The organism is Methanomassiliicoccales archaeon LGM-RCC1 (assembly GCA_030168575.1).
Taxonomy (GTDB): Archaea; Thermoplasmatota; Thermoplasmata; order Methanomassiliicoccales; family Methanomethylophilaceae; genus Methanoprimaticola.
The window spans coordinates 1486841-1499585 of the sequence record CP115555.1; the positions used below are offsets into that span (position 1 = coordinate 1486841).

Here is a 12745-nt window from a genome sequence, read left to right on the forward strand (position 1 = left end):
TGAACCTTGCAATCGCCGTACCGATTTCAATGAGCAACAGCTGTCCCCTCGACTACAGGTACGGACGTGCCGACATGAAGGCTGTCTTCTCCGAAGAGAGCCGTATCCAGAACCAGATGAACGTAGAAGCCGCACTGGCAAGGGCCCACGCATCCCTGGGAACGATTTCCGAAGCGGATGCTAAGGAGATCACCCGCGTTGCGAGCCTGGATGTAGTCGACGTAGCGAGGATCAAAGAGATCGAGAGCGAGACCAGGCACGACCTCATGGCCATGGTTAAGGCCATGACGGAACAGTGCAAGGGCGATGCGGGTAAGTACGTGCACCTCGGAGCCACTTCCAACGATATCGTCGATACCGCCACCGCTCTGCAGATAAAAGCTGCCATGGAAATCATACTGAAGGATGTCGAGGACTTCATCTACACACTGGCGGTCATCGCCAGGAGGGAGAGGGACACCCTCGAGATCGGAAGGACGCATGCTCAGTTCGCAATCCCCATCACATTCGGATTCAAGATCGCCGGATACATCGCTGAGATGATCAGGCACAGGGAGAGGATCATCGAGTGCATGCCCAGGGCATGCGCCGGAAAGATGGCTGGTGCCGTAGGTACAGGTGCAGCCTTGGGAAAGAACTTCTTCGAGATCCAGAAGAGAGTCATGAATGACCTCGGACTCACCTATGAACCCGCCGCGACGCAGGTTGTCGGAAGGGATAGGTACACGGAGGTCATCTGCCTGATGGCCAACATCGCCACATCCATCGAAAGGTACGGAACGGAGGTCAGGAACCTCCAGAGGTCCGAGATCGGAGAGGCATCCGAGTTCTTCGATGTGAAGAAACAGGTAGGAAGCTCCACCATGGCTCAGAAACGCAACCCGATGAACTCGGAGAACTGCTGCGGTCTGGCCAGGGTCATCAGGGGATTCGTGACCCCCACCTTCGAGAGTCAGGTACTCTGGCATGAGAGGGACCTTTCCAACTCATCGACCGAGAGATTCACCCTGCCCCACGTGTTCATCCTGACCGATGAGATCCTGAAGAAGATGAATTGGATCTTCGAGGGACTCGAGGTCCACTCCGACAAGATGCTGGAGAACATCGAATCCTCCAGGGGACTCGTCATGGCCGAACCTCTGATGATGAAGCTCACCGAGAAGGGAATCGGAAGGCAGGACGCCCACGAGATCATCAGGGAGTCATCCATGGTAGCAGAGGACCAGAAGAGGCATCTCAGGGATGTGCTCATGGAGAGGGAGGACCTCAAAGGAGTGCTTACCAAAGAGGAGATCGTGGCCACCATGGACGCCGCCAACTATGTGGGTGGTGCAAGGGAGATCGTCGACAAGATGGTCGAGGCCGCAGAGAACATCCTGGAAAAGAAGGTGGAGTGATGCATCCCCAACTTCGTTTCGGGCTTATCCTCGGTGCGATCGTGGGATTCATGCTCGCGCTGTACTTCTACATGGAGAACCAGAATCCGTTCAACTTCCTTCTTGTCCCGTTCGCGGCTCTTATGGGTGCCGGTCCGTGGTTTTTGAAGCCGAAGGACGAATGAAAAACGATTCCCCCGTCTCCGGGGGATAAAACAATTTCAAAGTTTCTTTCCGGCGTGATCGCCAGGTGTAACGTAGTAGATCTCCTCGACCTTCAGCTTGATGAGGTTCTTGGCAGGATAGGTCTCCTTCTTGGAGTGAGCGATTGCCACAGCCTTCATGTAATCGTCCCCGGAGTTCTCGATGGTTGCCGATCCCTTGATCTGGTAGGACTCCGTGTAATCCCTAGTCCAGATGTAGAAAGCTGCCTTGGGATTCTCCTTCAGGTTGGCCAATGTCTTGTTCAGATAGTTGTCGACGAGCCAAATGTTCCCGTCGTCTCCCATGAAGATCATACCTACCGGAACGACGTTGGGAGTTCCGTCCTTGGATGCCGTTGCGAAAGAGATTATGCCTGTGGCCTTCATCTCCTCCAGCATCTCTGGTGTCATCTGCGCCATGCACTGAGAATCCATTTAGCACGATAAAACACCGTCGGAGACGATCCGGTTATTAAAGGGGGTTAAGTCCCTTTCAGATGGCTGAAATAGCCCGAGCACGTGGACATTCCTTTTTATTGACGTTATCCATCACACGCACGATAACAATGGTAGACGAGAAAGCAATCCAAGCGGCACAGGAGAAATTCGGTGCCCTGCTGAGGAAGCAGCTCGAGAGGGTCGAGGTTCTGAAGAACGAACCCGACTGGACAGACTACTCCAAACTGGACAAGCTGATCATAGGCGTTTGCGGTGGGGACGGAATCGGACCCTACATCTGCGCATCCGCCCAGAAGGTCATGGAGACACTCCTCGCTGACAAGATCAAGGCCGGCAAGGTCGAGATCAGGCAGATCGACGGTCTGACCATCGAGAGGCGTGTGGAGGTCATGAAGGCGATCCCCGATGACACACTGGCTGCCCTGAAGGAATGCCACGTGATCCTCAAAGGTCCCACGACCACACCCAAGAAGGGAGATCCCTGGCCGAACATCGAGAGCGCCAACGTCGCCATGAGGAAGGAACTCGACCTGTTCGCCAACGTCAGGCCTGTTTCGGTCCCCGAGCTCGGTATCAACTGGGTTTTCTACAGGGAGAACACAGAGGGAAGCTACGCCCTGGGAAGCGACGGAGTGAACGTCACCGACGATCTCGCAATGGACTTCTGCGTTGCCACTACACAGGGAACCGAGAGGATCATCCGTGCAGGTTTCGAGCACGCCAAGAAGACCGGGGTCAACTACGTTTCCCTTGTCACCAAGGCCAACATCATCAAGACAACCGATGGAAAGTTCCTCAGCATCGCCGAGAGGGTTGCGAAGGACTATCCTGAGGTCCAGTGGGACGATTGGTTCATCGACATCACCACTGCGAAGCTGATTGACCCCGCAAGGAGGAGCAACTTCAAGGTCTTCGTACTGCCCAACCTCTACGGAGACATCATCACGGACGAGGCTGCCCAGATCCAAGGCGGTGTCGGAACAGCCGGTTCAGCCAACATCGGAAAGAGGTACGCCATGTTCGAGGCCATCCACGGTTCCGCACCCAGGATGGTCACAGATGGTCGTGCCCAGTATGCCGATCCCTGCAGCATGATCAAGGCGGTCGCCATGATGATGGAGCATATCGGAGAGGTCGAGAAGGCCAAGAAGCTCAACATGGCCCTTGACATCACCACTCAGTTCGAGAAGAAGCTCGTCATGACCGGAAGGGACACTGGAGCAACCGGAGACGAGTTCGCCCAGTACGTCCTTGACACCATGGCCAGACCCGACATAGAGAAGGTCTGGCAGAACTACATCGACGAGTCCATCGCGAACGCGAAGAACTGATCAAAATCCTTACTCCCCTCCGGGGGAGATCCTTTTCACATTCTTTCCGGGATCAAAACGCTGTAATCATGCTCTGCTGGCCCTTACTCGCGAGCGTATACTCGCCTTTATGACAGTTAGATATCTTGTTTCTGTCCGCTACTATTATTAGTTTAGAACAAATTTCTGCCAGTCATTCAATCCGCCTTAATGGATTAGGTTGAGATAACTTGAATACGAATCAGAAGATCAAATTCGTGGCTGTATTGCTCACATTGGTCGTATTGTTCGGACTGACAGCTATCGCCCAGGAGGACGATGCAGACCAGAGGTACACCATCGAAGTGGTCACGAACCCCGATTTCGCACCATATGAATACCTGGTGTCGGAAGAATACGAGGGAATCGATATGGATATCTGGAAGGCGATCGCGCAGGCACTGGACTGCAACGTCAACTTCAATGTCATGGACTTCGATTCCATCATCAATGCGATCGAGGCCGGAAGGTTCGACGTTGGCGCTTCTGGATTCACCGTGACCGAGGAGAGGAAGGAACAGATTAACTTCTCCACGACATACTCCACGGCCCACCAGGTGGCTCTCGTCCTCAAGGACGGTCCACTCGCCAATGCCAAGACCGCCGACGAACTCATGAACAAATCTGTGGCCGTTGAGTCCGGAACCACCGGATACTACTTGGCTGCCGATGTTTTCGGAGAAGAGAATGTCACCCCGTACAACACATACACGTGTCATACAGGGCCTGGTCTCCGGATATGACCAATTCGCTGTACTGGATGACCTTGTGGCCGAATCCTTCGCCGACAAATACGGAACACTGAAGATCCTCGATGTCTCGATCCCTGGTGATGAGATAGAGGAATATGCATTCACGATCAACAAGCAGAATGTCCAGATGCTCCAATACACAAACAGGGCGATGGAGTACCTTCAGGGAATGGGCGTCATCGATGATATCTTCGCATACTACGCGAGCATCAACTACGACCCCGAGCAGGTGGGTTACTTCTCTGCACACCCTGAGAAACTGGCAGAGATCGATGTCGTGGTCAAGTACCAACCGACCGACAAATACACAATCCAGGTCGCAACCAACCCTGATTTCCCTCCCTACGACTACACCGTATCCGGTGACTACGAGGGAATCGATATGGATATCTGGAAGGCGATCGGATATGTGCTTGACTGTAATATCAACTTCAACTTCATGGAGTTCGATTCCATCATCAACGCCATCCAGACTGGAAGGTACGAGGTCGGAGCTTCAGGATTCACCGTGACCGACGAGAGAAAGGAGATGATCAACTTCTCCAACACCTACGCGGTAGCCCACCAGAACGTCCTGATGTTGAAGGACAGCCCTCTGGCCACAGCCACATCGTGGGAGGAGCTCCAGAATGTCCTTGTTGCGGTCGAATCCGGAACCACCGGATACTATCTGGCCGCTGATGTTTTCGGAGACAGCTATGTCTACCCGTACAACACATACACCGATGTCATCGAGAGCGTCCTGACGAAATACTCGGCATTCGCTGTACTGGATGACCTCGTCGCCATATCATACGTAGAGGCTCACCCGGACGAACTTATGATCCTCGATGTTGAGCTCCCCGGAGCCGAAGAGGAACAGTACGCCTTCGTATTCAACAAGTCGAACACCGAACTCCTTGGTTACACGAACAAGGCGATGACGTACCTTGAAGAGAAGGGCATCATCGACGACATTTATGCTTACTACGCGAGCATCAGTTACGATCCTGAGGTAGAGGGGTACTTCTCCGCCCACCCTGAGGCTCTCAAGAAACTGGAGGTTCTCGTCCATTACGTCCCCGGACAGATGAAGGAGACCGTTCAAGTAGCTACCAATCCCGATTTCCCTCCCTATGACTACATGGTATCCAGTAGCTTCGAAGGAATCGACATGGATATCTGGAAGGCCCTTGGAAAAACCCTGGACTTCGATGTGAACTTCAACTACATGGAGTTCGACTCCATCATCAATGCGATAGAGTCGAAGAAATTCAACGTCGGTGCCTCTGGATTCACCGTGACCGAGGAAAGGAAGGAGATGATCAACTTCTCCGAGACCTATGCTGTCGCTTACCAGAAGGTACTGATGCTGAAGGACAGCCCCCTGGCGACAGCCACATCGTGGGAGGATTTGAAGAACGTCACCATAGCCGTCGAATCCGGTACCACCGGTTACTATCTGGCGGCGGATGATTTCGGCGATTCCTACGTCCACCCCTACAACACGTACACAGAGGTCGTGCAGAGTGTCCTGTCTGGTCACGATGCTTATGCCATATTGGACGACCTCGTTGCGGTATCGTACGTAGAGGCTCACCCGGACGAACTGTTCATCCTCGAGGTCGCGCTCCCCGGAGCTGAGGCTGAGGAATACGCATTCGTATTCAACAAGGCGGACACCAGACTCCTCGAGTACATCAACACCGCCATGATCTACCTCAAGGACACGGGAGTCATCGACGACATCTTCGCATACTACGGAAGCATCAGCTACGATCCTGAGGTCGTAGGATACTTCTCCGCCCACCCTGAGGCACTCGCTGCGATACAGGTCATCGACCACTACACAGCTGAGGACCCAGGAAGCGGTACTGAAGGCAAAGGATGGCTGGAGTCGTTCTGGGACGAGATCATAAAGAACTTCGTCGAAAAGGACCGTTACCAGCTCATCATAATGGGTCTCCAGAACACGGTGTACATCACCATCATCGGATTGGCCCTCGGTCTGCTGATCGGTATCCTGAGCGCCATCGTGAGGTCGTTCCATGATCTGCGTGGCAACTTCAAGATCCTGAATGCCATTGTTAAGGTGTACATCACAATCATACGCGGTACTCCTCTGCTTGTGCAGCTGCTGATCATCTACTTCATCGTATTCGCCTCATCCGGACTGAATTCGATCATAATCGCAGGTATAGCATTCGGTATCAACTCAGGAGCGTACGTGGCCGAGATCGTCCGTGCCGGAATCAATGCGGTTCCCAAGGGACAGCTTGAAGCCGCTGAGAGTCTCGGAATGAACTTCAACATGGCCATGTTCACGGTCATACTCCCGCAGGCCATCAGGAACATCCTGCCTGCACTGTGTAACGAGGGAATCTCGCTGCTCAAGGAAACCTCAATCGCCGGTTACATCGGAATCGTGGATGTCACCAAGGCAGCGATGCTTATCAGGTCACAGACCTACAGCGCGTTCGTACCGCTCATCGGTGTCGCGCTGATCTATCTGGTGATTGTCCTGATACTGCAGTACCTTGTCGGATTATTGGAAAGGAGGTTGAACGATGCCTACAGATGAAGTGTTGTTGGAAGTCAAGGACCTGCACAAGTACTTCGGGGACCTCGAAGTGCTGAAGGGAATTACCACCGAAGTCAGGAAGGGAGAGGTGGTTGCGGTCGTCGGTCTGTCTGGATGCGGTAAATCCACATTCCTCAGATGCCTCAACCGCCTGGAGACACCCACATCCGGAGAGATTCTGTTCGAGGGAAAGAACACCCTTGACAAATCCACGGATGTGAACAAGCTCAGAGAGAAGATCGGAATGGTGTTCCAATCGTTCAATCTGTTCCCGAACAAGACAGTGAAGGAGAATATCATGCTGGCGCCCGTCAAGCTTAAGGTCATGTCTCAAGCTGAGGCGTCTGCCAGGGCTGACGAACTGCTAGCCAGGGTCGGATTGGCAGACAAGGCCAACGAGTATCCCCTGAAACTGTCCGGAGGACAGCAGCAGCGTGTCGCTATAGCTCGCGCGCTCGCCATGAACCCCGACATCATGCTGTTCGATGAGCCCACCTCTGCTCTGGACCCTATGATGGTCGGAGAGGTCATGAGGATCATCAGAGAGCTTGCAGAGAGCGGTATGACGATGATTGTCGTCACCCACGAGATGGGTTTCGCCAAAGAGGTCGCCAACCGTGTGATGCTCTTCCACAACGGTGTCGTTGAGGCGGACTGCTCACCCCAGAAGTTCTTCGGTGGACACGAGAACCCGCAGGTCAAGGAATTCCTCGCGCACCTGCTCTGAAACACAAATGGTCCGGCCTCCGGGCTGGACCATACCTTTTTTCTCTATCTCGCAGATTCTCAGATCATGAAACTGGAAGTGCTCCCGTGGCATCTGTCCGTCTGCAAGATCGATTCTCTGAAGTAGACAGAGCTTTGCAGCAAACCGTTCTTCCTAAGCAGGACCGACAACGAACTGTCCTTGGTCTGTCTGACCGAGAACGTGCCTGCCGATATCCTCAACGAAGAGAAAGGCTGGAGAGCGTTCAGGATCGAGGGGACATTGGATTTCTCCATGGTCGGGGTACTCTCCAAGATTACCGGGATTCTTGCTGGCGAGAACATCGGTATCTTCGCCATCTCTACCTTTGACACGGATTACATACTGGTCAAGGAAAAGGACCTGGAGAGCGCGCTGACCGCATTGAGGGACAATGGATATCAGGTTCTCTGAGTGAAGAATGGAAAAGTGGTGCGATGGCCGGGAATCGAACCCGAGTACCTACCTTGGCAAGGTAGGAGTCTAACCGCTAGCTCACCATCGCAGCAAGCCACTGATTGTATGATTCCATTTAAACCTTATTGGTATGCCTAATCCACATGTTTATAAAGCCCGTTGCATAGGCCAAGATAACGTGGAGAATGTTCTATCATGACCGGTTTCGAGGATCTTGGACTGAACAAGAAGCTATGCAAGGCTGTTGCGGAGATGGGTTGGACGACCCCTACTCCGATACAGAGCAGTTCGGTCCCTGAAGGCCTCATGGGCAGGGATCTCTTCGGTGAGGCCCAGACGGGAACCGGGAAGACCGGTGCTTATGCACTCATCACGCTCGGCCGTACCAAGGCCAAATACGAGAAGCCCTCCACGATCGTATTGGCACCCACAAGGGAGCTGGCAGACCAGGTATCCAAGGAGATGAAGAACATCTCACGCTACACCGGACATGTCGTCACTGCGATCTACGGAGGGGCATCCTACGGAAAGCAGATAGATGTCCTCGAGAACGGATGCGACGTTGTCGTCGGCACTCCCGGAAGGATACTCGATCTTCACGGAAAAGAGATACTGGACCTCACCAGCATCAAGGAGCTCGTCCTTGATGAGGCGGACAGGATGCTGGACATGGGATTCAGAGAGGATATCGAGAACATAATCTCACTCACCCCGTCCTCCAGACAGACGCTCATGTTCTCAGCCACTTTGGATGACGAGATCCGTGAGATCGCCAGCAACTCCATGAGAGAACCGCTGGAGATATCGGTATCCCGCGATGCGATCGTCACCGACCTGGTGAAGCAGTACTACATCGAGACGCCCCGCAACAAGAAGATCGACATCCTCAGGGACATAATGGCCAACGGCGATCCCAAGATCCTCGTGTTCTGCTCCACCAAGATCATGGTCGATGACCTCTACGAAGGATTCAGCAAGGAAGGGATGAAGATCGGAGCCATCCACGGCGACATGCCTCAGCTCAGAAGGGAGAAGACCATCAAGGGCTTCAAGAACAACAGGATGAAGGTACTGGTGGCCACGGATGTCGCAGCCAGAGGATTGGACATCGATGATATCGAATGCGTCGTCAACTACGACGCGCCAATAGATCCGGAGACATACACCCATCGCATCGGACGTGCCGGACGCGCAGGCAGGACCGGAGTGTCGATAACGTTCATCTCTAACAAGGAGGACCGCAGGATCCCCGCATACGAGGAATTCATGGGCAAGAAGGTGGAGAGGGTCACCAGAAAGCAGATCCCGCACCTGAGGATAGACAACCCTGAGCTCAAGGCCCTCCATGCCGACGAGGTCATCAGGGAACAGCCTGCAGTCTCCCACAAGAAGAAGATCGATGCCACCATCAAGAAGGATGTCACCATCAAAGCCGATATGGTAGTCCTCTCCCTGAATGTCGGTAAGAGCGCCGATATCAACCGTACGGAACTGGTATCGTTCATAACCGGTGTGGCGGGCATCCCTGAGGATATGGTAGGCCGTATCGGCATCTCCACCAAGGCCTCCTTCGTCGAAGTCGACGCATCCCGTGCCGATGATGTCATCAGAGCTGTCAACTCCTCGAGGCTGGACGGAAAGAAGGTCAAGGCGGGCTACGCTCCCCAGAAGGAGAGATGCAAGGACAAGCTCGCCAAGAAGAAGTGAATGGGGCATTTCAGCTCCGATTCCTCCTTTTATTTAAATATTATAAATAGATGCGCCAATCAGAAAAGAAAGGTTGTCTGTGTCAGTCACAGGCAGTTGTTTCAGATCAGTGATTCAAATGATCTCAAATTTCACAGAAATAGGCATACCGGAAGATATCGCGAAGGCAATGGACGCAATGGGATGGTCCGAACCCACACCTATCCAAGTGAGCGCGGTGCCGATGGGTCTCGAAGGATTCGACATGTTCGCCCAGGCCCAGACCGGAACCGGAAAGACCGGTGCCTACGGTTCAATCGTATTAGGTACAATACCTGCGCAGAAGCAGGTGCCCTCAGCTATCATCCTCGTCCCCACCAGGGAACTGGCCAACCAAGTCGCTGAGGAACTGACCAAGCTGTCCAAATTCACGAACCATGTGACACTCCCCATCTACGGTGGAGCAAGCATCGAGGGACAGATCAAGAAACTCCAACAGGGCTGCGACATCGTCGCCGGAACCCCCGGACGTGTAAGGGACATGGTCAACAGGGGAGTCCTCAACCTCACCGAGATCACCACAATGGTCCTCGACGAGGCGGACAGGATGCTGGACATGGGATTCATCGATGACATCGAGTACATCCTCAAGGCCATGCCATCCAAGAGGCACACGCTGCTCTTCTCCGCTACTATGCAGGAGAATGTCAAGCAGCTCGCCTACGACTACATGAACATGCCCAAGGAGATCTCCGTCTCTCAGGACGAGGTCGTTCTCGACAACATCAAGCAGTATTACATCTCCGTAGGAAGGAGGAACAAGTCCTGGGCTCTCTGCAGGATCCTGGATATCGACCATCCCAAGGCTCTCATCTTCTGTCAGACCAAGAAGATGGTCGACGTGCTGGAGGAGAGGCTCAAGGAGCTCGACTACAAGATCGAGGCGATCCACGGAGACATGCCCCAGTTCAAGAGGGAGAGGGTCCTGAAGGACTTCAAGGGAGACGGAGTGGACGTCCTCATCGCAACTGATGTTGCGGCAAGGGGACTGGACATCGATGACATCACATACGTGATCAACTACGACATGCCCGATGACATCGACACCTACATCCACCGCATCGGAAGGACTGGAAGGGCTGGAAAGGAGGGTACAGCGGTATCCTTCGTCACATCCGAGGAGCAGCACCTGGTAAAGGAGTTCGAGATGCGTACCGGAATGGACATCCAGAAGAGGGATGTTCCCGAGGCCGAGGAAGGCACCAAGGACACCATCAGGAAGGTCGTGGATTACGACCAGATTTCCGATGTGTTCGGAATGTGCAAGTTCGAGATAAACCTCGGAAAGAAGGACGGTTTCAAGAAGGTCAGCCTTGCAGACTTCATCATCCGCAACGCCAGGATCAGAGACGTCTCCATCGGAAAGATCGAGCTCGGTGACGAGTCGTCCATCGTCGAGGTCCACAAGGATTTCGGTAACAGGATGACTATGGACCTAACAAAGGCCAAGTACAAGTCCAAGAAGATCACCGTCCGCGTCATCCAGGACTGAATATCATTTACCGGTGCTCCGGCACCGGATTTTCCATGAATTCTGAAGAAGCCGTGAAGGCCATCGATACCATCCTCGACCATTTCGAACTGAAGGATTTCGAGGGAATCGGCTATGAGGGATCCACCCCTTACCAGATCCTCATATCGACCATATTGTCGCAGCAGACTACCGAGCGCAACAGCAGGCTGGCTTCACAGAAGCTGTTCGCTGTATGTCCCGGCCCTCAGGAGGTCTATGACGCATCTCCCGAGAGGATCGAAGAGCTGGTGTTCAGCTCCGGATACTACAGGCAGAAGACCAGATGCATAAAGGCTGTCACTAAGGCCATCGTCGAGGAATTCGATGGCGATGTTCCCGACAACGCTGAGGATCTGATGAGCCTTCCCGGTGTCGGCAAGAAGACCGCTGCATGCGTCATGAGATATGCTTACAACAAGCCTTCCGTAATCGTCGACACCCATATCAACCGTGTCTCCCAAAGGCTGGGGATCTCCGATTCGAAGAAACCGGAGGACACTCAGAAGGCCATCATGGAGACCGTCCCTCAAGATAGATGGGATGATCTGGACATCGCATTCATAGTGTTAGGAAGAACATGCTGCCGTCCGAAGAATCCTGACTGCGGCAACTGCCCGGTATCTGACCTGTGCGAGAACTGCTGACCTCAGAAATCGTCCAAGCTTATGAGATTCGGCCTCTTCTTCAAGAAGGAATCCTGATTCCCGTCCTGCACCTTGTCGCTCTCCTTTAGATGCCCTAAGAGCAACGGCGAATCCACGTCATGATCCTTGTAATTGTCTGATGCTCTCTTGGGATCCTTGTTGGCATAGCAATACTTGCATCCGTTCAGACAGGTGTCGTACCAGCCTATGTCCCTGCTCTCGATGCAATGGCATCCCTTCCTCATGCCCTTATGAGGGATGTTACGGAACTCCACTCCATTGGCCTCTCCCATCTCGTCCAAGGTCATGCAGGCCTTCTGACTTACTCCGAAGCGGCTAAGATCGAGTTCGCACAGGCATGCCTGTATCGGGAGATCGTTCTGCTCAGCTATCCGGCCCAGGCCCTCTGCTATACGCTCTCTGTCATCCCCTCTGAATGGGATTAGCTCGGGCATGTTGAACGGGACCTTGTCGTAATACTGTACGAAGCTGAAGATGCATTTGCTGACGTATGGAGATAATTCCTTTGCCAACTGTCCGAATGTCTCCAGATGCCTCTCGATGGTGTACTTCTCTGTGAGAAGAACGGGATCGTATCTCCACACCACCCTCTTCCTCCCTACCTGTTCCGATAGACGCTTCAGCGTACGGATGCTGTCCTCTATCGAAGGTACTCCCGGCTCCACGTCCTTGCCGTAGGCGGTTATGGTGTAGAAGAAGTAGGTGTTGAAGCGGTCGGTTATCTTATGGAGATCGTCAAGGATGGGTTCATAGTTCTTGGAGCAGAACACCACGCAGTCCACCTTTTCAGGAGTTAGCTCGTAACGGTTTACCGTATCCGGGAACCTTGGGTTCCTGGACAGAACATATCCTTCCTCGAACCTCTTCAGGAGCCAAGGGGTGAAGTACTGGACGATGTCAGTCCTTCCGCCGGTGTTGATTATCATAGAATATGCCGGGGTGTCCCCCGGCTGAAATGTT

The 12745-nt window shown here is 53.4% G+C and carries 12 protein-coding genes and 1 tRNA gene; 10 read left to right on the plus strand and 3 right to left on the minus strand.

Annotation, left to right across the window (positions count from 1 at the left end; genetic code table 11):
* Positions 1-29: 29 nt before the first annotated feature.
* Both purB and PED39_07555 read left to right on the plus strand, forming a co-directional pair.
* Complete coding sequence (gene purB / locus PED39_07550) at positions 30-1397, plus strand: adenylosuccinate lyase (GenBank protein ID WII07438.1); 1368 nt, start codon at positions 30-32, stop codon at positions 1395-1397.
* Positions 1397-1561, plus strand: a complete 165-nt coding sequence (locus PED39_07555) for a hypothetical protein (GenBank protein WII07439.1) — start codon at positions 1397-1399, stop codon at positions 1559-1561. Before purB ends, PED39_07555 begins: the two co-directional genes overlap by 1 nt.
* 36 nt (positions 1562-1597) lie before the next feature.
* Here the strand turns inward: PED39_07555 and PED39_07560 are convergent, their stop codons facing one another.
* Positions 1598-1999: a pyridoxamine 5'-phosphate oxidase family protein gene (locus PED39_07560; GenBank protein ID WII07440.1), complete on the minus strand. Its 402-nt coding sequence runs from the start codon at positions 1997-1999 to the stop codon at positions 1598-1600.
* A gap of 146 nt (positions 2000-2145) precedes the next feature.
* Between PED39_07560 and PED39_07565 the strand changes: the two genes are divergently transcribed.
* From PED39_07565 to PED39_07585, 5 genes are all read left to right on the plus strand, one after another.
* Positions 2146-3369 carry an isocitrate/isopropylmalate family dehydrogenase gene (locus PED39_07565; GenBank protein ID WII07441.1) on the plus strand — a complete coding sequence of 408 codons (1224 nt, stop codon included), beginning with the start codon at positions 2146-2148 and terminating at the stop codon, positions 3367-3369.
* Between the two features lie 209 nt (positions 3370-3578).
* Positions 3579-4130, plus strand: a complete 552-nt coding sequence (locus tag PED39_07570; GenBank protein WII07442.1) for a transporter substrate-binding domain-containing protein — start codon at positions 3579-3581, stop codon at positions 4128-4130.
* On the plus strand, positions 4075-6699 hold the full coding sequence (locus PED39_07575) for an ABC transporter permease subunit (GenBank protein ID WII07443.1): 2625 nt from the start codon (positions 4075-4077) through the stop codon (positions 6697-6699). The genes PED39_07570 and PED39_07575 overlap by 56 nt, the downstream gene beginning before the upstream one ends.
* The gene (locus PED39_07580; protein ID WII07444.1) at positions 6686-7426 is read left to right on the plus strand and encodes an amino acid ABC transporter ATP-binding protein; all 741 of its coding nucleotides are present in this window, start codon (positions 6686-6688) and stop codon (positions 7424-7426) included. The genes PED39_07575 and PED39_07580 overlap by 14 nt, the downstream gene beginning before the upstream one ends.
* 180 nt (positions 7427-7606) lie before the next feature.
* A complete protein-coding gene (locus tag PED39_07585) occupies positions 7607-7858 on the plus strand; it encodes an ACT domain-containing protein (protein ID WII07445.1) in 252 nt (83 codons plus the stop codon).
* 16 nt (positions 7859-7874) lie between these two features.
* On the opposite strand, the gene PED39_07590 is transcribed toward PED39_07585, so the two are convergent.
* Positions 7875-7949, minus strand: a tRNA-Gly gene (locus PED39_07590).
* A gap of 107 nt (positions 7950-8056) precedes the next feature.
* Between PED39_07590 and PED39_07595 the strand changes: the two genes are divergently transcribed.
* The 3 genes from PED39_07595 (at position 8057) to PED39_07605 (ending at position 11764) form a co-directional block, all read left to right on the plus strand.
* Positions 8057-9568: a DEAD/DEAH box helicase gene (locus tag PED39_07595; protein WII07446.1), complete on the plus strand. Its 1512-nt coding sequence runs from the start codon at positions 8057-8059 to the stop codon at positions 9566-9568.
* A 118-nt stretch (positions 9569-9686) separates the two neighbouring features.
* The gene (locus tag PED39_07600; GenBank protein ID WII07447.1) at positions 9687-11099 is read left to right on the plus strand and encodes a DEAD/DEAH box helicase; all 1413 of its coding nucleotides are present in this window, start codon (positions 9687-9689) and stop codon (positions 11097-11099) included.
* A 35-nt stretch (positions 11100-11134) separates the two neighbouring features.
* Positions 11135-11764, plus strand: coding sequence for an endonuclease III (locus PED39_07605; GenBank protein WII07448.1), 630 nt, complete (start codon positions 11135-11137; stop codon positions 11762-11764).
* A 2-nt stretch (positions 11765-11766) separates the two neighbouring features.
* Here PED39_07605 and PED39_07610 read toward each other — a convergent pair whose 3' ends face one another.
* Complete coding sequence (locus tag PED39_07610) at positions 11767-12711, minus strand: DUF1848 domain-containing protein (protein WII07449.1); 945 nt, start codon at positions 12709-12711, stop codon at positions 11767-11769.
* Positions 12712-12745: the final 34 nt, after the last annotated feature.

Coding starts and splice junctions, on each gene's coding strand:
- PED39_07605 (WII07448.1), top strand. CDS start 11,135: ATGAATTCTGAAGAAGCCGTGAAGGCCATCGATACCATCCTCGACCAT.
- PED39_07560 (WII07440.1), bottom strand. CDS start 1,999: ATGGCGCAGATGACACCAGAGATGCTGGAGGAGATGAAGGCCACAGGC.
- purB (WII07438.1), top strand. CDS start 30: ATGAGCAACAGCTGTCCCCTCGACTACAGGTACGGACGTGCCGACATG.
- PED39_07600 (WII07447.1), top strand. CDS start 9,687: ATGATCTCAAATTTCACAGAAATAGGCATACCGGAAGATATCGCGAAG.
- PED39_07595 (WII07446.1), top strand. CDS start 8,057: ATGACCGGTTTCGAGGATCTTGGACTGAACAAGAAGCTATGCAAGGCT.
- PED39_07555 (WII07439.1), top strand. CDS start 1,397: ATGCATCCCCAACTTCGTTTCGGGCTTATCCTCGGTGCGATCGTGGGA.
- PED39_07575 (WII07443.1), top strand. CDS start 4,075: ATGTCACCCCGTACAACACATACACGTGTCATACAGGGCCTGGTCTCC.
- PED39_07580 (WII07444.1), top strand. CDS start 6,686: ATGCCTACAGATGAAGTGTTGTTGGAAGTCAAGGACCTGCACAAGTAC.
- PED39_07610 (WII07449.1), bottom strand. CDS start 12,711: ATGATAATCAACACCGGCGGAAGGACTGACATCGTCCAGTACTTCACC.
- PED39_07565 (WII07441.1), top strand. CDS start 2,146: ATGGTAGACGAGAAAGCAATCCAAGCGGCACAGGAGAAATTCGGTGCC.